Below are 22,599 nucleotides of genomic sequence, written 5' to 3' on the forward strand. Positions count from 1 at the left end.
GGTGTGGTTCCTGGTGCCACTACCGGCGCAGGCCCGCGACGAGGATCCCCACCAGCCGACGCGCGTCGTAGCGGGGGTTGTTGCCGGCGCCCGCGCACAGACCGCCGACGCCGCGCATGAGTTCGTACGGATCCATGCCGGGGCGGATCTCCCCCGACTCCGCCGCGGCTTCGAGCAGTTCGGCGCACACGGGCACGAGGCGATCGAGGAAGTAGGAGTGCAGGGGATCGAAGCAGGGGTCGTCGGACTGCAGCACGGAGGCGAGCCCCTGTTTGGTGACCACGAAATCGACGAACAGGTCGATCCACTCCGCCAGCGCGGCGTACGGCTTCGGGCTGGCTGCCAGCAGAGCGGGGCCGGCCTCGGCGAGGGCCTCCACCTGGTGCCGGTAGACGGCGACGATGAGATCCGCGCGGGTCGGGAAGTGGCGGTAGATGGTGGCTGTGCCGACGCCCGCCTTGGCCGCGATGTCGCGGATCGGCGCCTCCACGCCCGACGCGACGAAGACCGCGGCGGCCGAGTCGAGCAGAACCTCCTCGTTGCGTCGCGCGTCCGCCCGTTTGGGTCGGGCCGTACGTCCTGCGTCCTGATCGCTTCCGCTCACCGCGGTGTTCCTCTCGTCGCCGGCCTGCCGCTGCCGACTTTACTAAACGGGACAGTGTCCCGTATGTTCGAACTCGAAATGGGACAGCGTCCCGTTTATCCATCATGGCAGGTGGGGGAGGCGGTGGCCAGCCGCCCACCCTCAGCACGTCGGACGGTCGGAAGAAGGAACAACCGTGACCGCATCAACCGCATCAACCCCGTCGGCTGCGTCAGCCGCATCCACATTCACACTCCCCCTCGCACCCACCCCCGTCGTCTCGGTGAAGCCGGTGGTGCTGGAGGCGCCCGGCCGCGGCGAAGGCCTCCAGGTGAGGATCTCCGCACCGGTGACCGGGAGCGGGCTGCCGGTCGTCGTCCTCTCGCACGGCTTCGGGTCGTCGTTGAACGGCTACGGCCCCCTGGCCGACTTCTGGGCCGCTCACGGCTTCGTCGTCGTCCAGCCGACGCACCTCGACTCCCGGACGGTGGGCCTCGCCCAGGACGATCCCCGTACACCGCGGATCTGGCGGTTCCGCGTCGAGGACGTGAAGCGGGTTCTCGACCGGCTCGATCTGCTGGAGGAGGCCGTTCCCGGTCTCGGCGGTCGCCTCGACCGGACCCGTATCGCCGTGGCCGGGCACTCCTTCGGCGGTCAGACCGCGGGCAATCTGCTGGGCCTGCGGGTCCTGGACCCGGTGAGCGGGCAGGGGGAGGACCTGTCCGACGCGCGAGTCAAGGCGGGCGTGCTGCTCGCCACGGCCGGGAAGGGCGGAGCCGATCTGACGCCGTTCGCCGCCGAGCACTTCCCGTTCATGAACCCGAGCTTCGAGAACATGACCACGCGGGCTCTCGTGGTCGTCGGGGACCGGGACGACTCCCCGCTGTCCGTCCGGGGGCCGGAATGGCTCGCCGACCCGTACGTCCTGAGCCCGGGTGACAAGAGTCTGCTCACCCTGTTCGGGGCGGAGCACTCGCTCGGCGGGATCGCCGGTTACGAGGTCCAGGAGACGACGGACGAGCACCCCGGGCGGGTCGCCCTGCTCCAGCGGGTCACCTGGGCCTACCTCCGCCATGCGCTCGGCATCGAGGACGACAGCTGGACGGCGGCGCGCAAGGCGTTGGCGTCCGGCGCCGACCCGCTGGGGCGGATCGAATCCAAGTGACCGTCCGGCCGACATCTCACCTCAAGCGTCGGCCAGGCGGGTGATAAGACAGCGGTGAGTCAGTGGTGAGGCAGTGGTGGGGCAGTGGTGAGAGAGCGGCCAGGGGAGGGCGTCAGACGCCGGCCGAGGCCGCCTGGAGCTGGTCGCGGTACGCCCGGGCCGACGTCATCAGCTGGTCGAGCGCGTCGCGGGCCTGGACGAGTTCCGCGATGTGCGTGGAGAGCCGGTCGCGTTCCTGGCTCATACGGTCGAGGGCGGCGTCCGAGTTCTCCTCGCTGGGCGAGTCGACGCAGGGGAGCAGCTCGGCGATGGTCCGGCTGGACAGGCCGCCCGCGTAGAGCCGCTGGATGAACCTGACGCGTTCGATCTCGTCGTCCGTGTAGTGCCGCTGTCCGCTCGCGCTGCGGGTGCTGGTGAGCAGCTTCTGTTCCTCGTAGTAGCGCAACGACCGGACGCTGACACCGGCCCGTTCGGCGAGCTCTCCGATACGCATGCGCTTCTCCCCACTGTCCACCGTCACCCGGGCTCCCGGAGTTGTTACCTGGGTCACAGAACTTGCCCCTGACGTCAATGTCAGGTTTTAGCGTAACCGTTGTGCCCGGAGGACGGGCCACGGATCGCTAGGGAGTCGCAAGTGACGAGCCTGTTCCAGCGTTACGACCTCGGTGCCCTGACGCTGCCCAACCGTGTGGTGATGGCCCCCATGACCCGGGTGAGGGCCGCCGCCGGCGGTCTGGCCACGCCGTCGATGGCGACCTACTACGCCCAGCGCGCGAGCGCCGGGCTGATCGTGACGGAGGGGGTCCAGCCGAGCCTGATCGGGCAGTCCAACCCGGGTACGCCGGGTCTGCACACCGATGAGCAGCAGGAGTCGTGGCGCCAGGTCACGGACGCCGTGCACGCCAACGGCGGACGGATCTTCGCCCAGCTCATGCACGGCGGGCGCGTCTCGCATCCCGACACCACGGGTTTCCAGCCGGTCGGCCCGTCGGCCGTGGCCGCCGTCGGTGATGTGTTCACGCCGACCGGTCCGCAGCCCGCGCCCGTGCCCCGCGCACTGGAGACCGCGGAGGTTCCGGAGCATGCCCGCTCCTACGGTGACGCGGCCCGCCGGGCCGTGGACGCGGGATTCGACGGCGTGGAACTGCACGGCGCCAACGGCTATCTGATCTCGCAGTTCCTCTCCACCAACGCCAACCTGCGCTCGGACGGGTACGGCGGCTCCGTGGCGAACCGGATCAGGTTCGCCGTCGAGGCGGTGTCCGCGACCGTCGAGGCCGTCGGCGCGGCGCGCACCGGCATCCGGCTCTCCCCGGGCGGGACCTTCTGGGGTGTGGAGGAGACGGAGGTCACGGAGCTGTACACCGCGCTGCTCGGCGAGTTGGTGCGGCTGGACGTGGCGTACGTACACATCGAGGCGACCAGCGACGAAGAGGTGCTGCTCAAGCTCCGGCGCGCCTGGCCCGGCATCCTCGTCATGAACCCGGTCCTGCCCATGGGGCCCAAGCAGACCGGTCGTTCGGACGCCGACCACTGGCTCGGCCTGGGCGCCGACCTCATCAGCTTCGGCCGTGCCTTCATCGCCAACCCCGACCTCGTGGAACGCCTGCGCACGGGTGTCCCCATCGCGCCCGTCGACGAGGCGACCTACTACCAGGGCGGCGACGCCGGATACCTGACCTATCCGGCGCACCAGTACAGCGCCTGACCCCGGCCGGCGCTGCGCCGGGCCGAGGGCGGCGGAGTCAGGCCGACGCGGCGGTCTCGGCGAGTTTCTGGAACTCGCCGAGGTCGTAGTTGGCGAGCGTCGAGTCCAGATTGGTCAGGGCGCCCAGGCGCTCGACGAAACCCTTCGGGTCGTACTCGATCTGCAGGGTGACGCGACTCGATGTGTCGCTGAGCCGGTGGAACGTGACAACTCCCGCGTGGTGCACGCCCTCGACGGTGTGCCAGGCGATCCGCTCCTCTGGGACCACCTCGGCGAGTTCGGCGACGAAGTTCTTGTCCGCGCCTGGCAGTGACAGCTGCCAGGCGAAACGGCGTTCGTCCAGGGGCTCCACCAGCCGTACGTGACTGAGGAAGGACGGCCACCTCGTCACATCGCTCCACAGGGCCCAGGTGACGGACACGGGGGCTTGGATGTCGACGGTCTCCACCAGGGATGCGGACACGGGGGCCGCCTTTCGTGGTCGGTTCGGCGCCGAACCGGGCGGCTCGGCAGGGCCCGGCTACCCGCGCGCTCCCCTCCCACACGCGGCCGCCGGCCGGGCCGCTCCAGACCGGCCGACGGGCCCACGCGGTGCTGTGCGCCCCGCCGTGGTTCCAACTGCGCCCGGGACCAGCGGGCTTGACGCAGGCCATGCGGGGTAAGCGGCATCTCCGACGCGCCGCACACGGCCCGTGACCCGTACCTGTACCCGAACCCCGAACCGCACCTGTGGAGGACATCATGGCCGTGACGGACCCGCCCGCCCCCACGATTCCCTCCGAGACCGCTGGACGCGGGCACGCCAGGGAAGACATCAAGGAAGACACGGAGGCGCCGAGAGAGCAGGCGAACCGCCGCTGGAACGAGATCCTCCAGGAGACCCGGGTCGCGCAGACCGGCGTACAGATCCTCTTCGGCTTCCTGCTCAGCGTGGCCTTCACCGCCGGGTTCCGGGACCTCGGGACCATCGACCGGACGATCTACGTCGTCACCGTCGTCCTCGGCGCGGCGGCCACCGGCTCCCTCATCGCCCCGGTCTCGATCCACCGCTTCCTGTCCGGCCAGCGGATGAAGGACGAACTGGTGGAGACCGCGCACCGGCTGATGATGTTCGGCATGGTCCTGCTGGCCCTCACCATCGGCTCGACGCTGCTGCTCATCCTGCGCGTCGTACTGCCGGGCCTCATAGCGGAGTTCCTCGTCGCCGGCGTGATGCTGTACTTCGCCCTGTGCTGGTACGCACTCCCGCTCTGGCTCCGCCACCGCGCCACACGCAAAGAGAACACCTGAGACGCCATGACTACGCCGCCCCTGCTCGCGGTGCTCGCCCACCCGGACGACGAGTCCCTGTCGACGGGCGGAACGCTCGCACGGCACGCGGCGGCGGGCGCTCGCGTCGCGGTCGTCACGGCGACATGGGCCCCGGGCACCGCGCGTGCCGCGGAGTTGGCCGAGGCGCTTCGGATCCTCGGCGCCGATGCTCCACGGCTGCTCGGATACGCCGACGCGCGCGTCCCGCTGTCGGCACCCGGCAGGGCGCGGTTCTGCGATGTGCCGCTCGACCGGGCAGTGGGCGAACTGGTCGTGCAGCTGCGGGAGTTCCGCCCGGAGGTGGTGGTCACCCATGACGCCTACGGCGGGCTGACCGGCCACCCGGACCATGTCCACACCCACCGGGTGACCACACTCGCCGTCCACGCGTCCGGCCTGGAACGGCTCTACCCGGAGGCCGGTGAACCCTGGCGGCCGGGCGCCCTGTACCTGGCCACGCACCCACACTCGGCGCTCCGAGCGTGGGCCGGACACCTGGCCCCCAGGAGCAAGACGATGCGCACTGTGCCGGACGAGTGGATCAGCGCGACCGTCGACGTCGGCCCCTGGCTGGAGCAGAAGGTGGCCGCCGTACTGGCCCACCGGACCGAAGTGGAAAGGGGAGCCGTGCCGTCGCTGATCGCCGCTCTTCCGGCGTCCGGCCGGGCACGGCTGCTCTCCACCGAGTGGTACATCCGCCACGACCCCTGCTCCGTCGCGGCCCCGCGGACAGAACTGACAGTCTGAGCCGGACGCCGCACACGGGGGTCGCCATGGCCGCTCGGCCGCCGACTTCGTCAGGGGCGGGTCGGGGCTTCCAGTTCTCGTTTGAGGTTGCGGAGGGTTCTGTCGATGTTGCCTACCTGGAAGGCGGCGAAGGTCTTGCCGCCGGTGGCCACTCGGTCGAAGACGTCGGCCACGAGCGTGGGCCAGGAACGGCGGTCGTCGGTCCAGGTCTCCGTCACCCGGGTGCCGCCGCCCTCCGCCGCGAACCGGTACTCCCATGTGGCGATGGGTGCCTTGAGGCGCGGTCGCCGGATTCCGATCGCGTGGACGCGGAAGGCGAGGCGCCGGCCGGGATCCGCCGCGGTGACCGTGCAGCGGGTCGTCCAGCGGAAGCCGCGACGCTTGTTGTGCCCCTCGAAGACCATCCCGACGTGGGCCGGCACGTCCCCGCCCGGGACGGTCGCGCCGAGGTTCTCAGGGCTCCAGCGGCCCATCTGCGAGAGCCGGCTGACCTGGTCGTACACGGCCGACGGTGCCGCCTCGACCAGGATGTCACGAGTGACGGCGAACGTGCGGGGCATGGGCACTCTCTCCGTGGGCGCAGAAGTTACCGGCAAGTCTACTGGCAAGTAGGGATACGGAACTCCAGCTCGGGTCGGTCCCACACCACCGCGGGCGGCGTCGCCGGCGCGGTCCCGACGTGCACCGCGCCCACGCTGCGGTAGAAACCCTCCGCGGGAGGATGGGACACCACGCGGACCCGGTCGAGCCCGGCCGCGCGGGCCTCGGACGTCATGTGTGCCACCAGCAGCCGTCCCACCCCGCGCCCCTGCGCCTGATCGGCGACGAACATCAGGTCCAGCTCCGGCGGGGCGAGGACGAGCGAGTAGAACCCGAGCACCTGGCCCTCGTGTCCCTCCGCGGCGGCGGCGGCCACGAAGACGCGGTGGGTCTCGATGTAGTCGGGGCCCACCCGGTAGCCCGCGACCATGGCCGCGTACTGGCCCTCGTAGGCGCGTGAGCCGCGCACGAGCCGCGTGAGTCGCTTGGCGTCCCGTGCGGTGGCCCGCCGTACCGAGACCGAGCCACTCCTGCCTGTAATGCTCCGGTTCATTGGGTGAGTATTACAGGCAGGAGATCGCCTTCTTCACACCAGGCCTCGGACGGACCCGACACCAGGCCTCGGACGGACCCGGTACCGGGCCTCGGACGCACGCGATACCAGGTCTGAACACCCGCGACGCCGCGCCTCAGACGAACGCGCTCTCGCCCGTGACCGCCTTCCCGACGATGAGTGTGTTCATCTCCCGGGTTCCCTCGAAGGAGTAGATGGCCTCCGCGTCCGAGAAGAAGCGGGCGACGTCGTAGTCCAGCACGATCCCGTTGCCGCCGAAGATCTCCCGGGCCCAGCCCACGACCTCGCGCATCCGTGCCGTGACATGGGCCTTGGCCAGCGAGGAGTGCTCGTCCTTGAACACGCCCGAGTCCTGCAGCCGCGCGAGCTGCAGCAGCATGCCCCAGCAGGCGGTGATGTTGCCGAGGCTCTTGACCAGCAGGTCCTGCACGAGCTGGAAACCGGCGAGCGGCCGGCCGAACTGCTCCCGTTCGGTGGCGTAGGCGAGCGCCAGCTCGTACGCGCCGATCATCACACCCAGCGCCTGCCAGGCGACCCCGCTGCGGGTGGCGCGCAGCACCTCCGCGACGTCACGGAAGGACTCGACGTTCTGGAGCCGGTCGGCCTCCGGCACCCTGACATCGGTCAGCGTGATGTCGGCGTTCTCGACGATGCGCAGGGAGATCTTGTTCGCGATCTTCTCCGTGACGAAGCCCGGCGTGCCCTTGCCGACCATGAACCCCTTGACCTGGTCGTCCGCGAGGTCCCGAGCCCAGACCACGACATGGTCGGCGAAGGTGGCGTTGCCGATCCAGCGCTTGGCGCCGTTGAGGACCCAGGTGTCGCCCTGCCGCTCGGCCGTGGTGCCCATACCGGCCGCGACATCGGACCCGTCGAGCGGTTCCGTCAGGGCGAAGGCCCCGATGGTGTCCATGGCCGCCATGCCAGGCAGCCAGCGGTCCCGCTGCTCCTGGCTGCCACCCGCGTGGACGGAGTACATGGCCAGGCCGGTGTGCACCCCGAAGAACGTGGCGACCGAGGCGTCCACCCGGCTCATCTCCAGCGCCATCATCCCGGTCAGCAGATGGCTGACGGCGGGACGGTGCTCGCCGTAGCCCTCGTACGACAGGCCTACGAGGCCGCTCTCCCGGAACTTCGTGATCAGCTCCGTGGGGAAGGTGCCCGCGGCCCAGTTCTCGTTCACCAGCGGCTTGACCTCGTCGTGCATGAACGCGCGTGTCCTCAGCAGGATCTTGCGTTCCTCGTCCGACAGCGCGCCCTCGAAGTCGTAGAAGTCGGCAACGATCCCGTCATCCATGGAAGATCTCATCTTCGCCTTCTTCCACGCTTTCCTTGCAGGATGCACGGGGATTCGGCGAATGGGCGAACCGGTACTGCACCGGAGTGGATCAGCCCGCCCGGCAGAACGGCTCCCTGCCCATGGCGGACTCGATGCCGCCGAGGACCAGCTTCCGGAAGTGCTCGGCACCGGGGAACGAGCCGTCCGTCGAGAAGGCTCCGGCGTCATGGCCGAGGGTGGTGAGCCAGGCACGTCCGCCGTCGTAGTACTGGCACCAGGCGACCGGGTGGCCCCTGCCATGACCGGGGTGGCCCTGGTTGCCCGTGGCACCCCCGGCGAGAGTGGACTCGTCGACGGTGGCCAGGACGCGGACCCGCGAAGGGGCCGGGACGAGGTTGTACCACTCGTCGGTGAAGTCCCAGCGGTCCGGCAGACCGGCGGTGGAGGAGTCGCGGCGGTTCTGTACGACCACCGTGCCGCGTTGCCCGGGTCCGTGGTCGTAGAAGTTGGCGCCGCCCAGCAGACCCTCGTACCAGGGCCAGTTGTACTCCGTGCCGAAGGCGTTGTGGATCCCGGCGAAACCACCGCCGCCGCGGATGTACTGGCGCAGGGAGGTCTGCGCGGCATCGTCGAGGGCGTCACGGCTGGTGGAGTAGAAGACGACGGCGTTGTACCGGAAGAGCCGTGCGGGTGTGGAGAGCTGGGTGACGTCCTCGGTCCAGTCGACGGTGAAGCCGTGTTCCCTGCCCATCGTGACGAGGGCGTTCTGGACGACGTTGGTGTCGGCGAGAGCGGGGTTGAGTCCGGCGCCGAGCGCGGGACCGAGGTTCGCGTGGCGGGGCCCGGCGGTCCGGGTGTAGAGGAGCACCCGGTAGCCGTCGGTGGCCGGGGAGAAGTTGCCCCAGTCGTGGTAGCACTTGGTGCTCGTGCCCCGGCAGACGCCGTAGTCCGGACTGCCCAACTCCCGTGCACCCTGTGGGTGTTGGGCTCCCGCCGAAGCGCCTCCGCCCCGCACGTCCTCCTGCTGCTGCAAGCCGAAGAAGGCGGCGAGTGCGACGAGGAGCGTGGCACCGACGGCGGCCGGTACGGACATGGCGGTACGTGCCGCACGCGCTCTGGAGGTCATGGCGACCGGCCCTCTCACTGGACGGTGATTCACCGGACGACGATCTTGCCGGTGGACTGGGGGAAGGCCGGATCGTTGTAGAAGTACTCGCCCGGCCTGGCGAAGGTGTACGTGTACGACTGGCCCGGCATCAGCAGCCCGGTGTCGAACTCGGCGTCGAAGAACGCGACCGCGCCATGGGCCTGGGTGTTGTCGGCGGGGTTGGTGAAGGTGACGGTGGTGCCGGCCGGGACGGTCAGGTGCTGGGGTGCCATGGCGTTCTGGGCGACCGTGTTCTCGGTGGTTCCGGGCGCGCCCGTGGAGGTGTTCCAGACACGGCCGAGCGTGACGGTGTCGCGTGCCGTCGCCCCGGTCACGGCGGCGGTACGGATCTGGTTGCGGCGGGACGGGGGAGTGGGCGCGGGAGCCTGTCCCACGGTGCCGCCGAGCTTGAACGCCCAGAGGTGGTCGCCCCGCGGGATGTCGGGGAAGGGGAGCCCGTTCCCGCCGGCGAGCACGGCGATGTACTGCTCGCCGTCGATCTCGTAGCTGACGGGCACGGTGTTGACTCCGGCGCCGCACTGCCAGGTCCACAGCGTTCCGCCGTCGGTGTCGTCCATCGCTTCGAGTACGCCGTCCGGGCGCCCCTGGAAGAGGACGCGGCCCGCGGTGGTGAGGACGCCGTTGCCGTGGGCCAGCGACCACGGTCCCTCCTTGCGCCAGGCGACCGTGTTGGTACGCGGGTCCATCGCGACGAGACCGCCGCCGAACAGCTCGCCGAGCGGCCGGGCCGTGTTGACGCGGCCGCCGCGGGTGTTGGAGTAGGAGGAGTTGACGAGCCCGTAGCCGACGTAGACGTATCCGGTCCTCGGGCTGAAGGAGGGAAAGCCCCAGTCGGCGCCGCCGCCCGCGCCGGGGAAGATGATGGTGGCCCGGTCCCAGAAGACCTCGTACAGGCCGCCCGTCGGATAGAAGGGCACGGGCCGGGTCGTCTTGTCCAGCTCCGGATACGGGGACACGAACGGTTCGCCGCCGGGGAAGGGCTGGGTGGGGGACGTCTTCTGCAGGGCGTGCTGGGGGACCTCCCGTTCCTCCATGCCGTGGACGGCCTCACCCGTACGCCGGTCGAGGACGTAGTACCAGCAGGTCTTCGAACCGTAGACGACGACCTTGCGTCTCCTGCCGTCGACGAGGAGGTCGGCGAGCACCGGCGCCATGACGTTGTCGGCGTCCCAGATGTCGTGGTGGACCGACTGGAAGTGCCAGCGCCGCTTGCCGGTCTTCGCGTCGATGGCGACGATCGAGTTGGCGAAGAGGTTGTCACCGCCGCGCGAGGAGCCGTCCGTACGGGGGTACGGGTTGCCGAACGTCCAGTAGACGAGGCCGAGTTCGGGGTCGACGGCCGGGTGGATCCAGGGGACCGCGCCGCCGGTCTTCCAGGAGTCGCCCTCCCAGGTGTCGTGGCCGTAGTCACCTGGGCCGGGCGGGCCCCAGAAGTTCCACCGGACGTCGCCGGTCTTGGCATCGAGCGCGTACCCGCGTCCGCGGGCGCCGGCGGTCGAACCCTCGGTGCCGATGTAGACGAGGCCGTCCCAGTGGACCACCGCGCCCGCGAGGCCGCCGCTGTTGCCGCCGCACTGGCCGCTGTCGTTGTCGCAGCCGTCGTCACCGCCGTTGTCGTCGACGATCAGCGGCTTGCGCCACACGACCGCGCCGGTCTTCTGATCGAGGGCGTACACGATGTTGGCGCCGGAGATCGTGAAGACCTTGCCCTCGGCTACGGCGACGCCCCGCATGTTGGTGGTCTCGGTGCCGAGGCTCGTCCGCCAGATGACCTCGCCGGTCCTGCCGTCGATCGCGAAGACGTTCTGCTGGGTGGTCTCGACGTACAGCACACCGTTCCGTACGACGATCGTGCACTGCTGGTACGCGCCGGTGGAGCCACCCTCCAGATTGATGTGCCAGGCCCCGCCGAGCCGCTTGACGTTCCGCGGGGTGATGTCCTGGAGCGTGGAGTGGTTCTGGTTGCCGTAGTCGCCGCCCACCTTGGGCCAGTCGCGGCCGGTGGTACCGAGCGCGGCGGACTGCGGGGGCACCGGGAGCGCGAGGCCCGAGGGCGCGTTCGCGGCGCCGTTCGGGGCCGCTTCGGCGCCGGGCGCCAGAGTGGGGACGCCGGCCGCGCCGCCCGCCGCGGCCGTCAGGAGGAAGGTGCGTCTTTCCATCGTTCAGTTCCCTCGATTCTCGACTCGATCAAGGTCCGCTAGATGGTTTGCCCAAGCCACACAATGGGTCGGTGTGATGGGAGGTCACGTTAGGGACGGCCATGCGTCCATGACAAGACACATGACAGGGGATTTTCGAGCCACGAGAGTCAACGAGGCGCTACGGGAGCGCTGTTGGTGCCACCAGGTGGACCGGCACCATGGAAGGCGGCATGGGGCTCTTGTTGCGGCGCCCCTGCCCGGTCTCCTCCCAGGCGTGCGCCAGGATGCCGACACTGCGGCTGAGTACGAACAGGCCGCGGGCCAGTGGCGCGGCGAAGCCCAGTTCGGCGTAGACGACGGCCGTGGCGCCGTCGATGTTCATGGGCACGGGCCTGCCTCCCTCGCGCCCGCGGTTGAGCAGCTCCTCCACCGCACGGGCCGCCCGCAGATGGGCGCCCGCCACCAGACCGTCCGCCACGGCCCGGTCCACCAGCGCGAGCAGCGGGTCGCGGCGCGGATCGCGGGGGTGGAAGCGGTGGCCGAAGCCGGGCAGATAGCGCGAGCGGGCCCGCCACTCGGCGACGACCTCCGCCACGACACGCTCGAACTCCGCCTCCGAGGACGCCTGTTCGGCGTCCCGGGTGGGCCGCGCGGCATCCCGGCCGTACCGTTCGACGATCTCGTCCAGCAACTCCACGCACTGCTGACCGGCCCCGCCGTGCACATCGCCGAGCATGTTCACACCGGTGGCCATGGCGCTGTTGAGCCCCACCCCGCAGGTGGCGGCCATCCGGGCGGCGGCGATCGAGGGCGCCTGCGGACCGTGGTCGACGCCGGCCACCAGGGCCGCCTCCAGGAGTCCGGCCTGCCCGGCACGGGGGAGTTCGCCGCGCAGCATCAGCCAGATCGTCTCGACGAAGGTCGTGCGGCCGATCAGGTCCTGTACCGGGTGCTCGCGCAGTTCGATGATGCCGGGCTCGACCCGGCTGACGGCGGTGGCCCACCACTGCGCGACCAGGCCGTCCTGCGGCCCGGCGGCCGTCATGACGCCCGGGCCCCGGCCGCGTGGCGGTGCGCCCGCCAGCGGGCGATCAGCCGCTCCCGTTCCTCGCCGTGCTGGTCGAGCAGCGGAGGCGGGGTGTCCGGCGAAAGCGCCTCACCGTCCACCAGGACGCCGTTGCCGCTGACCCGCAGCGTGCGGCCGGAGCCGTCCGGATAGGGCAGATCCGTGAAGAAGCCGCGGTGCGCCAGCTGTTCCAGCCGGACGGCCTCGGGGACGGTCAGGACGCGGGCCGCCGGGACCCCGGCCGCGGACAGCATGGCCTCCCACTCCAGAGCGGTCTTGCGGCGCAACGCCGCGTTGAGTTCGGAGTTGAGTTCCGCGCGGTGCCGTTTGCGTGCCTCCCGCTCGGCGAACCTGGGGTCGTCGACCAGCTGGGGCAGTCCGGCGAGCCGGCAGAGCGTGACGAACTGCTCCTGCCGGTTGGCCGCGATGTTCAGGCCCCCGTCGGCGGTCTCGAAGGTCCCCGACGGCGCGGCGGTGGCGTTCTGGTCGCCCATCGGCTCCGGATCCACCCCGCTGACCAGGTAGTTGGAGACGGCCCAGCCCATCGCGGAGAGAGAAACCTCCAGCATGGAGACGTCCAGCCGGGCCCCCTGCCCGGTCCTCTCCCGCCCCACCAGGGCCGCGCTGATCGCGAGGGCCGCGCCGAGACCGCCCAGCGAGTCGCACACCGGGAAACCCACCCTGAGCGGGGCGGTGTCGGTGGTCCCGGTGATGCTCATCATCCCCGAAAGACCCTGGATGATCTGGTCGTAGGCGGGAGCGGCGCTCATCGGCCCCGACTGCCCGAAGCCGGTGATCGCACAGCTGACCAGCCGCGGATTCACCTCCCGCAGCCGGTCGGCCCCGTACCCCATCCGGGCCAGCACCCCGGCCCGGAAGTTTTCCAGGAGGACGTCCGCGCCGCTCAGCAGTTCCTCGAAGTCGGCCCGGTCACCGGGGTCCTTGAGGTCGAGTGCGAGGGACTGCTTGCCGGCGTTCTGGGCGAGGAACGAGGCGCCGATACCGGACCGGTTCAGTTCCGGATCGGGTCCAAGGCTCCGCGCGAGGTCGCCCCTGCCCGGCTGTTCGACCTTGACGACCTCGGCACCGAGAAGCATGAGGTGATAACTGCAGTACGGCCCTGCGAGCACGTTCGTGAGATCGAGTACGCGGATTCCTGAGAGCGGTCGTTCGGGCATGCACCGGCTCCTTCTGCGGTCACAGCGGATCGAGCGGGTCCTGCGAGTCGTTGCTTCACTTCGACGGACTGAGCGGATGGTCGAAGCCCTGCTCCGACATCCGCCGGGCGACCTCGGCGAGCGCGGTGGCGAACCGCTCGACGACGGACTCGGGGAAACGGTGGCTGGGCCCGCTGAGCGAGAGCGAGGCGACCACGGCCCCGCCGCGGCCCACGACGGGCACGGCCACGGCCGTCAGCCCCTCGTCGCGCTCGCCCCGGCTGACCGCGAAGCCCCGCTCCGCCGCCAGATCCGCCCACACCCGCAACTGCCTGGCATGCCCCTCGCCGTGCGGAGAGCCCGCCGCGATCCGGCGCAGCAGGGCATCGGGGGCCGTACGAAGAAGGATCTTCGACGAGGCGCCCGCCCACAGCGGGAGTTCGTCACCGACCCGTACGACATGACGCAGCGGCTGCGGGCTCTCCTGCTGGGCCACACAGACGCGGGACAGGCCGCGCAGCATGAAGAGATTCACCGTCTCCTGCTGCTCCTCGGCCAGCTCGCGCATCAACTTGCGTGTCTCGCGGGGCAGTTCCCAACTGGTCTGCGCGAGGTGGGCCCAGCGCCACAGGCCGGGACCCGCGGTGTAGCCGGCCGGGGTGTCCCAGAGCAGACCGCACTGCTCAAGGGTCTGCACCATGCGGACGACCGTGGTCTTGGCCAGCCCGGTGGCGTCGACGATCTCCCGCAGCGTGACCGTCGGCTGATCCTCCGTCAGCAGTCCCAGGATGTCCAGAGCCCTGCGCACACTGCGCACCCCGGTCGCCTCGGCCGCCGCCCCCTCATGGTCGGTCCCGCTCACGCGCCTTCCCCCTCTGCTTCGAAACTTCCTCGAACGGCCCTCTTGTCACCGTGAGTTGGCGCCCGTACGTTACACGCCGACCCACAGAGCAGTCCACCAGTACCACTGAGCGGTTTCCTGGGAGATCTCATGCTCGATTCCCTTCTCAAGGCCGGCCTGGACGCGGCGGTGGCCGAAGCGCCTCCCTACGTCGCCGGCCAGTGGGGTGGCAACGGCCCGGCGTCGACCCGGACAGGCCCGTATCTGCGCCGAGTCGTCAGCCGGACGTCCACGGCGACCGGGGACGAGATCTTCCGCGCCCTCGCCTTCGCCCGCTCCTCCGCCCGTACGGTGGCCGGGCTGGCCCCCGCACTGCGTGCCGACGTCCTGGAACGAGCATCCCGCGCCGCGTCCGCCCACCGCGAGGGGCTGGCCCGCCTCCTCGCCCTGGAACTGGGCAAACCGGTCAAGGACGGGCTCGGCGAGATCGACCGGGTCGCGGACACCTTCGCCGTGTGCGCCTCGGAGGCGCGGCACATCGGCGGCGAGACCCTGCCCGTCGCGGGCTGGTCACGAGGCGTCGGCAACACCGCCTTCACCTATCGCGCCCCGGCCGGGGTCGCCCTCGCCATCACCCCGTTCAACGCCCCCGCGAACCTCCTCGCGCACAAACTCGGCGCGTCCTTCGCCGCGGGCAACACCACCCTCGTCAAGGCCCCGCCCCAGGCACCGGCCTCCACCGCGGCGATCGTGGCCCTCCTCCTGGAATCCGGCATGCCCCCGCAGGGGGTGCAGTTGCTGCACGGCGGCGGCGAGGTCGGCGCCCTGCTGTGCGCGGCCGACGAGGTGGCCGTCATCAGCTTCACCGGCAGCGCGGCGACCGGCCGTGAGGTTGCCCGCGCGGCCGGAGCCAAACGCCTGGTCCTCGAACTGGGCGGGAACGCCGCGACGATCGTCTGCGAGGACGCCGACATCGCGCAGGCCGCGAAGGAGTGCGCCCGCACCGGATACAGCAACTCCGGCCAGAGCTGCGTCTCCGTCCAGCGCGTCTACGTCCACCGCTCCCGCTACGACGCCTTCCTCGACGCGTTCACCGCCGCCGTCGACACCCTCAGGGTCGGCGATCCGCTCGACCCGGCCACCGACGTGGGCTCGATGGTCGACGAGGAGGCCGCCGAGCGCGTGGTGCGCTGGTCGGCCGAGGCCGTCGCCTCCGGCGCCCGCGTACTGCGCGGCGGCACCCGGGACGGCGCCACCGCGGCGCCCACCGTCGTCGCGGACCCGGCGCCGGACTCCTCGGTCGTGGTCCACGAGGTCTTCGGCGCGCTGGTCGCGGTGCTCCCGTACGACGACTTCGGCGCGGTCGTCGACACCTGCAACACCAGCCGGTATGGCCTGCAGGCAGGGCTGTTCACCCGCGATCTGGGCCGCGTCGTCACGGCCTGGCGCGAACTGGAGACCGGCGCGCTGATCGTCGGCGGCACCTCCAACCACCGCCTCGACCATGTCCCGTTCGGCGGGGTGAAGGACTCCGGCTTCGGCCGCGAGACACCCCGCTCGATGATCGACGACTACACGGTCGTCAAGACCCTCATGCTCCGCGGCCTGTCCGTCTGGGGCGACACGACGCACCTCGACACGACGTCTCCCGGCACGGCCTCATCCGATACGACCGCCACCGACGGGGAGGCCGGCGCATGACCGCCGTGACTGCCGTGACCGCCGCCGAAGCCCTGGTCGCCCAACTGGAGTCGTACGGCGTCGAGTACGTCTTCGGCACCTGTGGCCACACCAACATCGCCCTGCTGGACGCGCTCGGCCCCAGCCCGATCCACTTCGTGATCGCCCGCCACGAACAGGCCGCCGCGCACGCCGCCGACGGCTACGCCCGTGCCTCCGGAAAACCCGGTGTCCTGCTCACCCACGTCGGCCCCGGCATGATGAACGCGGTCACCGGGGTGGCCACCGCGGCCCTCGACTCGATCCCGCTGATCGTCATCTCCGGCGACATCCCCTCCTACTACGCTGGCCGCCACCCGCACCAGGAGGTCAACCTCCACGCGGACGCCGACCAGAGCGCCATCTACCGGCCCTTCACCAAACGCACCTGGCACGTGCACCGCGTCCAGGACCTGGCCCGCACGACCGAACGCGCCTTCTGGACCGCGACCTCCGGACGGCCCGGGGCCGTACTCGTCAACGTCCCCATGGACCTCTTCAACCGCCAGGTCGAGGAGTACGCCGACACGTACCCGCTGCCCCGAGGCGCCGCGCTCCCCGGTCTCGACCGGGACACCGCCGAACGCATCGCCCGAGCGCTGCTGGACGCCGAACGCCCGCTGATCTACTTCGGCGGCGGACTGCGGGAACCGGCCGCCCGCCAGGCACTGTCGGACCTCGCCGAGCACCTCGACATCCCGCTCGCGCACTCCCTGATGGGCAAGGGCATCCTGCCCGACAGCCACCCGCTGCTGCTCGGCATGCCCGGCTTCTGGGGTCTGGAGACCACCCACGCGTACACGCGGGGAGCCGATGTGGTCCTCGCGCTGGCCACCCGGTTCGCGGAGACCGACGCCAGCTCGTGGGATCCGGCGTACACCTGGACCTTCGGTGACCGGCAGGGCACGTCCGGCAGCAAGCTCATCCAGATCGACATCGACCCCGCCGAGATCGGCCGCAACTACCCCGTCGAGATCGGCGCCGTCGCCGATGCCGCGGACGCGCTGCGGGCCGTCGGCGAGGCCGTACGGGCGGCCAGGCCGGAGCCGCTGACCCGCGACGGGCTGCGCGACACCGTCGCCGCCGCCCGCCGGGCCGTCTTCGACACCGCCCGGGAGGACGGCCGCAGCGACGCCTTCCCCCTGCGGCCCCAGCGCATCCTCGCCGACCTGCGCGACGCGCTGCCCGACGACGCGGTGCTCGTCACCGATGTCGGCTGGAACAAGAACGGCGTCGCCCAGTGCTATGAACTCCCCGCGGGCGGGCGCTTCATCACCCCCGGTGGGGCCTCGACCATGGGCTTCGGCCCGGCCGCGGCGGTCGGGGTGCAACTGGCCCGGCCGGACCGCGTGGTGGTCGCGCTCATCGGCGACGGCGGGATGAGCGCGCAGCTGCCCGCGGTGCCGATGGCCGTCGAACAGGGCCTGCCCGTCATCTTCGTGGTGATGAACAACCGGGCCCACGGCACGATCGCCGACCTCCAGGCCTCGTCGTTCGGGCGCTCCTACGGCTGTGAGTTCACCGACGCCGAGGGTCGGCCCTACAGCCCGGACTTCGCGGCGTACGGCCGGTCCTGCGGCGCCGAAGGACACACGGTCACCGCCCCCGCCGACCTGTCCAAGGCGCTCGCCGACGCGGTCGCCCGGCGCAGGCCCGCCGTCATCGACGTACCGATGGTCAACGAACCCGTGCCGACGCCGGGCCACTGGAACATCAAGGACATCTACCGCGGGTCCTTCGCCGACTGACCGCCCATGTCCTCCCGTCCGCTCACACCGAGGTGACCACATGACCCGCAGCAGCACCCCACGACCACGTACCGTCCCGCGCGCCACCGCCCGAGTCACCACCCGAGCCGCCGTCTGCACGGCCGCCGCGCTGGCCGCCGCCCTCACCGCGTGCAGCGCGCCCGGTGAGTCGGACGACGACACCAAGGCGTCCTCAGGACCCATCAAGGTCGCCGTCGTCAACGCGCAGAGCGGGCAGCTCAGTTCGCTCGGCGACTGGGAGTACAAGGGCGCGAAGCTCGCCGTCGACGAGTGGAACGAGAAGGGCGGTGTCGACGGCCGCAAGATCCAGCTGAAGCTCTTCGACGACCAGGGCGACCCGACCACCGGGACCAACATCGCCCGCAGGCTGGTCAGCGACAAGTACGTCGCCATGATCGGTACGGCGGAGAGCGCGGTGACCATCGCCATGGGCCCGGTGCTCCAGCAGGCGAAGATCCCGAACATCACCTCGGGCCAGTCCGACGGCCTGGTCGCGCTGAAGAGCCCGTACCTCTTCCTCAACGGGCCGACCAGCACCACCTACGACTCGACGCTCGCCCAGTACCTGGTCAAGGACAAGGGCCACAAGAAGATCGCCATGATCACGAACAACGGCTCCTTCGGGAAGGGCGAGCACGACGCGTTCCTGAAGGCCGTGAAGGACCTGGGTGTGACCCCGACGACCGACCAGGTGGTCACCACCGACCAGAAGGAGTTCAGCGCGGCCCTGACGAAGATCCGGTCCACGAAACCGGAGGTGATCTTCATCGGCTCGGAGGAGGTCGAAGCGGGGCTGATCGTCAAACAGGCCCGCGACCTGGGCATCACCGCCCCCTTCGCGGGCGCGGCCCCCCAGGGCACCCCCGTCTTCATCGACACCGCCGGCAAGGCCGCCGTCGAGGGCACCATCGTCAGCTCGCCCTATCTGAGCAACGACGTCAGCGCCGCCTCGAAGAAGTTCGCCGCCGCGTACCAGGACGCGTACGGCAAGGAGGCGGAACTGCACGGCGCCAAGGCCTACGACGGCGCGAACATCCTGCTGACCGCGCTGAAGACCAGCAACGGCGCGAGCGGCGAGGAACTCGCGGACGCCATCCGCGACACCCGGTACAAGGGCCTGCTCGGCGACTTCCGGTACGACGAGTCGGGCGTCGGCATCACCAAGACCACCATCGGAGTCATCCGCGACGGCGAACTCGTCCCGCAGCAGTAGCCATCGGGAGCACTGGGAAGCACGGGGAGCACCGAAGTGCAGGAGACACTGCAGACACTCGTCGGAGGCCTGAGCCTCGGAGCGGTCTACGCCCTGGTCGCCATGGGATTCTCCCTGGTCTACCGCACCATGGGCCTGGTCAACTTCGCCCACGCCGACATCGCCATGATCGGCGCCTACGCCGCCTCCACCTTCTATCTGACCCACCGACTGCCCTTCGCCGTCGCCATGGTCGTCGCGATCGCGGTCACCGCCGCGATCGGCCTGGTCATCGAACGGGTGCTGCGCCCGCTGGAGAACAAGGACTTCGACCTGATGCTGATCGGCACGATCGGCTTCGGCATCGTCCTCCAGGCCGTCGCCATCCTGATCTGGGGCACCACCGGACGGGCGGTCCGCTCACCCCTCCCGGCCGCCCCGCTCGACCTGTTCGGGGTGCGGGTGCGCACGTACGACCTGCTGGTGATGGCCGTCGCGGCCCTCGCCGTGCTCGGCCTCGCCTGGTTCCTCGCCCGCACCAAGCGCGGCGCGGCCATGCAGGCCGTCGCCATGGACCACGAGGCGGCCACCGCCGTCGGCATCGACGTCGGCCGCAGCAACGCCCTCGCCTTCTCCATCGGCGCGGGCCTCGCCGCCCTCGCGGGCGGTCTCGTCGGACCGATGCTGTACGTCGACGCCTCACTCGGCGGCGCCCTCGGCATCAAAGGGTTCGCCGCCGCGATGCTCGGCGGCTTCGGCTCCATCCCCGGCGCCGTCGTCGGCGGACTCGCGATCGGCGTCCTGGACTCCTACGCGGCCGGCCACTTCCAGGGCTACTCGGTGCTCGTGACCTTCCTGGTCTTCACCGCCGCCATCATGATCCGCCCGATGGGCGTCTTCGGGGAGAGGACGGTGAGCCGGGCGTGAAGTTCCGTGCCGCCACACTCGGAGCCCTGGCGGTGGCCGCCTGGCTGCTGCCGTACGGCCTCGGCAGCTACTCCATCCATGTCGTCAACATCGCCCTCATCTATGCCCTGTTGGCCATCGGCATGGGCCTGGCCATGGGCGTCTCCGGACAGATCAACCTCGCCCAGGTCGCCTTCTTCGGCGTGGGCGCGTACACCCTCGCCATCCTGACCACCGACCGCGGTTACGGGTTCTGGGCGGCGGCCGTGGTCGCGGTGCTCGCGACCGTGGCGACGGGCCTGTTCGTCGGCGTCCCCGCCCTGCGCATGCAGTCCCATTATCTGGGGATCGTCACCCTCGGCCTGGCGCTCGGCTTCATCAACTGGATCACCAACGCCTCCGTCACCGGGGGAGCCGACGGCATCTCCGGGATCCCGCTGCCCACCCTGCCCGGCATCGACCTTTCCAGCGAATACCTCTACTACTACCTGGAGTTGGTGGTCTGCGCGCTCGGCCTCGGCTTCGGACTCTTCGTCGTCCGTACGTCGCTCGGGCGACGGCTGCGCGCGATGCGCGACGACTCCCTGGCCGCGGGCGCCATGGGCGCGGAGATCCCCCTGCTGCGCATGACCGCGTTCCTGCTCGCCAGCCTGTACGGCGGCCTGGCCGGAGTGCTGTACGCGGGCCTCATCCGCTATGTCGCCCCGGAGACCTTCTCCATCGGCAACATGTTCATCCTGCTCGCCATGGTCATCATCGGCGGCCGGCGCTCCCTCGTAGGCTGTGTGGTGGGTGCGATCGGCCTGACCCTGGTCCGCGAGTGGCTCTCCGACTTCTCGACCTACGCACAGCTCGGATACGGCGTGGTGGTCGTCCTCATGGTCGTCTTCGCACCCACCGGACTCGCCGGAATCCCGTCCCGCGCGAAGGAGTTCGTGAACCGGCGGCGACACGGGCACGGCCGTCGCGCCGAGGCGGACGACCGTGCCCGGCTCCGCCCCTTCCAGCCGTACGAGGCCGTCGAGCGCCCTTCCTCCACCGCCGAACCCCTGCTCGACATCAGGTCGGTCACCAAGGACTTCCGCGGACTGCGCGCCCTGGACGACGTCTCCCTCACGGTCGCACCCGGCGAGATCCGCGGCATCGTAGGACCCAACGGCTCCGGCAAGACCACCCTGTTCAACGTGATCAGCGGCTTCTACCGGGCCACCTCGGGTCAGGTGCGGTTCGCGGGCCGCACCACGACGACCGCCCGCCCGTACACCCTCTCCCTGCTGGGGGTGGCCCGCACCTTCCAGAACCTGCGCCTGTTCGGCCAGTTGACCGTCCGGGAGAACATCCTCGTCGCACTCGACCGCACCAGGACCCACACCATCTGGCAGTACGCGCTGTGGCAGCCGGGAGTCGTCCGCCGCGAGCGGCGACTGCGCCGCAGGGCCCAGGAACTGCTGGAACGCTTCGGGCTCGCCGACTTCGCCGAGTCAGCGCCCGGCTCCCTGCCCTACGGCATCCAGCGGCGCATCGAGATCGCCCGTGCCATGGCCGCCCGGCCCCGGCTGCTGCTGCTCGACGAACCGGCCGCCGGACTGAACGGCGAGGAGGTGGGGCAACTCGCTGGCATCGTGCGTTCCATCCGCGACAGCGGCACCACGGTCGTCCTCATCGAGCACAACATGGGTCTGGTCATGTCGCTGTGCGAGCGCGTCACCGTGCTCTCCGGCGGCGGGGTCATCGCGGAGGGCACACCGGCCGAGGTGGTGGCCGCTCCCGAGGTCATCGAGGCGTATCTCGGGGACTCGGCGCTGGCGGACGTACCGCGACCGCAGCCGGTTCCTGCTCCTGCTCCGGCTCCGGCTCCGGCTCCGGAGCCTCCGGGTGGCTCGCCTCCGCCGGCTTCACCTCCGTCCGCTTCGAAGGAGGCGAGCCGATGAGGACGATCTCCTTCCGGCGCACGGCCGCACCCGACCCGGGGACCCCGGGCACCCCGGCGACCCCGGCCACACTCGCCGTCGACGACCTGTCCGTGCACTACGGCGGTGTCCGCGCGGTCAGTTCCATCAGCTTCAGCGTGGCGCCCGGGGCATCGGTGGGCATCATCGGCGCCAACGGCGCGGGCAAGACCTCCACGCTCAAGGCCCTGATGGGACTGGTCCCGCGGGGCGGCGGACGCATCACCCTGGGCGAACGTGACCTGACCCGGGTTCGGGCCCGCGACATGGTGCGGCACGGCATCGGCTACGTACCGGAGGGCCGGCATGTCTTCCCCGGCCTGACCGTGGAGAAGAACCTGATGCTCGGCGCGTACGCCCGCCGCTGGGACGACGGGACCCGGTCCACACTGGCCGAGGTGCACGAACTCTTCCCCGTGCTGGGCGAGATGGGCGGGCGGCTGGCCGGCGCGCTCTCCGGTGGACAGCAGCAGATGCTCTCCATCGGCCGCGCGCTGATGGCCGGGCCGCGCATCCTCCTCCTCGACGAACCGTCCATGGGGCTCTCGCCCAAGCTCGTCGGCGAGATCCTGAACGCGCTGAAACGGCTGCGCGAGGAGGGACTGAGCCTGCTGCTCGTCGAGCAGAACGCCAAACTCACCTTCGGCGCGACGAGCCACTGCCTGGTCATGGAGAACGGCAGTGTCGCCATGACGGGAACCTCCGAGGAGCTCAGCCAGGACCCGCGGGTGCGGCGGATCTACCTCGGCCTGTGATCGACCGGTCCACGACCGGCATCCCTCGG

21 protein-coding genes are annotated in these 22,599 nt (G+C 70.6%); 10 read left to right on the forward strand and 11 right to left on the reverse strand.

Annotation, left to right across the window (positions count from 1 at the left end; all coding sequences use genetic code 11):
- Positions 1-19 precede the first annotated feature (19 nt).
- Positions 20-604, reverse strand: a complete 585-nt coding sequence (locus IE278_RS00855; RefSeq protein ID WP_189767675.1) for a TetR/AcrR family transcriptional regulator — start codon at positions 602-604, stop codon at positions 20-22.
- Between the two features lie 262 nt (positions 605-866).
- Between IE278_RS00855 and IE278_RS00860 the strand changes: the two genes are divergently transcribed.
- The gene (locus IE278_RS00860) at positions 867-1,748 is read left to right on the forward strand and encodes an alpha/beta hydrolase family protein (protein ID WP_246569891.1); all 882 of its coding nucleotides are present in this window, start codon (positions 867-869) and stop codon (positions 1,746-1,748) included.
- A gap of 112 nt (positions 1,749-1,860) precedes the next feature.
- Here the strand turns inward: IE278_RS00860 and IE278_RS00865 are convergent, their stop codons facing one another.
- On the reverse strand, positions 1,861-2,241 hold the full coding sequence (locus IE278_RS00865) for a MerR family transcriptional regulator (RefSeq protein ID WP_189767680.1): 381 nt from the start codon (positions 2,239-2,241) through the stop codon (positions 1,861-1,863).
- 141 nt (positions 2,242-2,382) lie between these two features.
- On the opposite strand from IE278_RS00865, the gene IE278_RS00870 reads away from it, so the two are divergent.
- Positions 2,383-3,456 carry an alkene reductase gene (locus IE278_RS00870; RefSeq protein WP_189767682.1) on the forward strand — a complete coding sequence of 358 codons (1,074 nt, stop codon included), beginning with the start codon at positions 2,383-2,385 and terminating at the stop codon, positions 3,454-3,456.
- Positions 3,457-3,493: 37 nt separating this feature from the next.
- Here IE278_RS00870 and IE278_RS00875 read toward each other — a convergent pair whose 3' ends face one another.
- Positions 3,494-3,919, reverse strand: coding sequence for an SRPBCC family protein (locus IE278_RS00875; protein ID WP_189767685.1), 426 nt, complete (start codon positions 3,917-3,919; stop codon positions 3,494-3,496).
- Between the two features lie 278 nt (positions 3,920-4,197).
- Here IE278_RS00875 and IE278_RS00880 point away from each other — a divergent pair, with 278 nt between their 5' ends.
- Both IE278_RS00880 and IE278_RS00885 read left to right on the forward strand, forming a co-directional pair.
- Positions 4,198-4,746, forward strand: a complete 549-nt coding sequence (locus IE278_RS00880; protein ID WP_189767687.1) for a DUF6328 family protein — start codon at positions 4,198-4,200, stop codon at positions 4,744-4,746.
- A 6-nt stretch (positions 4,747-4,752) separates the two neighbouring features.
- A complete protein-coding gene (locus tag IE278_RS00885) occupies positions 4,753-5,514 on the forward strand; it encodes a PIG-L family deacetylase (protein WP_189767689.1) in 762 nt (253 codons plus the stop codon).
- 50 nt (positions 5,515-5,564) lie between these two features.
- On the opposite strand, the gene IE278_RS00890 is transcribed toward IE278_RS00885, so the two are convergent.
- From IE278_RS00890 to IE278_RS00925, 8 genes are all read right to left on the reverse strand, one after another.
- On the reverse strand, positions 5,565-6,074 hold the full coding sequence (locus IE278_RS00890; protein WP_189767691.1) for an SRPBCC family protein: 510 nt from the start codon (positions 6,072-6,074) through the stop codon (positions 5,565-5,567).
- A 38-nt stretch (positions 6,075-6,112) separates the two neighbouring features.
- Positions 6,113-6,607: a GNAT family N-acetyltransferase gene (locus tag IE278_RS00895; RefSeq protein ID WP_189767693.1), complete on the reverse strand. Its 495-nt coding sequence runs from the start codon at positions 6,605-6,607 to the stop codon at positions 6,113-6,115.
- A gap of 136 nt (positions 6,608-6,743) precedes the next feature.
- Positions 6,744-7,937 carry an acyl-CoA dehydrogenase family protein gene (locus IE278_RS00900; RefSeq protein ID WP_189767695.1) on the reverse strand — a complete coding sequence of 398 codons (1,194 nt, stop codon included), beginning with the start codon at positions 7,935-7,937 and terminating at the stop codon, positions 6,744-6,746.
- A 79-nt stretch (positions 7,938-8,016) separates the two neighbouring features.
- Positions 8,017-9,033, reverse strand: a complete 1,017-nt coding sequence (locus tag IE278_RS00905) for a ThuA domain-containing protein (protein WP_213089693.1) — start codon at positions 9,031-9,033, stop codon at positions 8,017-8,019.
- Positions 9,034-9,062: 29 nt separating this feature from the next.
- Positions 9,063-11,234, reverse strand: a complete 2,172-nt coding sequence (locus IE278_RS00910) for an outer membrane protein assembly factor BamB family protein (protein WP_189767698.1) — start codon at positions 11,232-11,234, stop codon at positions 9,063-9,065.
- A 160-nt stretch (positions 11,235-11,394) separates the two neighbouring features.
- Positions 11,395-12,261: a citryl-CoA lyase gene (locus tag IE278_RS00915; RefSeq protein ID WP_189767700.1), complete on the reverse strand. Its 867-nt coding sequence runs from the start codon at positions 12,259-12,261 to the stop codon at positions 11,395-11,397.
- Positions 12,258-13,460: a CaiB/BaiF CoA transferase family protein gene (locus tag IE278_RS00920; protein ID WP_189767702.1), complete on the reverse strand. Its 1,203-nt coding sequence runs from the start codon at positions 13,458-13,460 to the stop codon at positions 12,258-12,260. The genes IE278_RS00915 and IE278_RS00920 overlap by 4 nt, the downstream gene beginning before the upstream one ends.
- 55 nt (positions 13,461-13,515) lie before the next feature.
- Positions 13,516-14,301: an IclR family transcriptional regulator gene (locus IE278_RS00925; RefSeq protein WP_246569660.1), complete on the reverse strand. Its 786-nt coding sequence runs from the start codon at positions 14,299-14,301 to the stop codon at positions 13,516-13,518.
- 129 nt (positions 14,302-14,430) lie between these two features.
- Between IE278_RS00925 and IE278_RS00930 the strand changes: the two genes are divergently transcribed.
- From IE278_RS00930 to IE278_RS00955, 6 genes are read left to right on the forward strand one after another with little or no spacing between them, the layout of a single operon-like run.
- Positions 14,431-15,981: an aldehyde dehydrogenase family protein gene (locus IE278_RS00930; protein ID WP_189767704.1), complete on the forward strand. Its 1,551-nt coding sequence runs from the start codon at positions 14,431-14,433 to the stop codon at positions 15,979-15,981.
- Positions 15,978-17,747 carry a thiamine pyrophosphate-binding protein gene (locus tag IE278_RS00935; RefSeq protein WP_189767706.1) on the forward strand — a complete coding sequence of 590 codons (1,770 nt, stop codon included), beginning with the start codon at positions 15,978-15,980 and terminating at the stop codon, positions 17,745-17,747. The genes IE278_RS00930 and IE278_RS00935 overlap by 4 nt, the downstream gene beginning before the upstream one ends.
- A 40-nt stretch (positions 17,748-17,787) precedes the next feature.
- Positions 17,788-18,981, forward strand: a complete 1,194-nt coding sequence (locus IE278_RS00940; protein WP_189767708.1) for an ABC transporter substrate-binding protein — start codon at positions 17,788-17,790, stop codon at positions 18,979-18,981.
- Positions 18,982-19,017: 36 nt separating this feature from the next.
- Positions 19,018-19,887 carry a branched-chain amino acid ABC transporter permease gene (locus tag IE278_RS00945; protein WP_189767710.1) on the forward strand — a complete coding sequence of 290 codons (870 nt, stop codon included), beginning with the start codon at positions 19,018-19,020 and terminating at the stop codon, positions 19,885-19,887.
- Complete coding sequence (locus IE278_RS00950; RefSeq protein WP_189767712.1) at positions 19,884-21,797, forward strand: branched-chain amino acid ABC transporter ATP-binding protein/permease; 1,914 nt, start codon at positions 19,884-19,886, stop codon at positions 21,795-21,797. Before IE278_RS00945 ends, IE278_RS00950 begins: the two co-directional genes overlap by 4 nt.
- On the forward strand, positions 21,794-22,570 hold the full coding sequence (locus tag IE278_RS00955) for an ABC transporter ATP-binding protein (RefSeq protein ID WP_189767714.1): 777 nt from the start codon (positions 21,794-21,796) through the stop codon (positions 22,568-22,570). The genes IE278_RS00950 and IE278_RS00955 overlap by 4 nt, the downstream gene beginning before the upstream one ends.
- The last annotated feature ends 29 nt before the right edge of the window (positions 22,571-22,599 follow it).

The sequence above is a fragment of the Streptomyces tauricus genome, from assembly GCF_014650955.1.
Lineage (GTDB): Bacteria > Actinomycetota > Actinomycetes > Streptomycetales > Streptomycetaceae > Streptomyces > Streptomyces tauricus.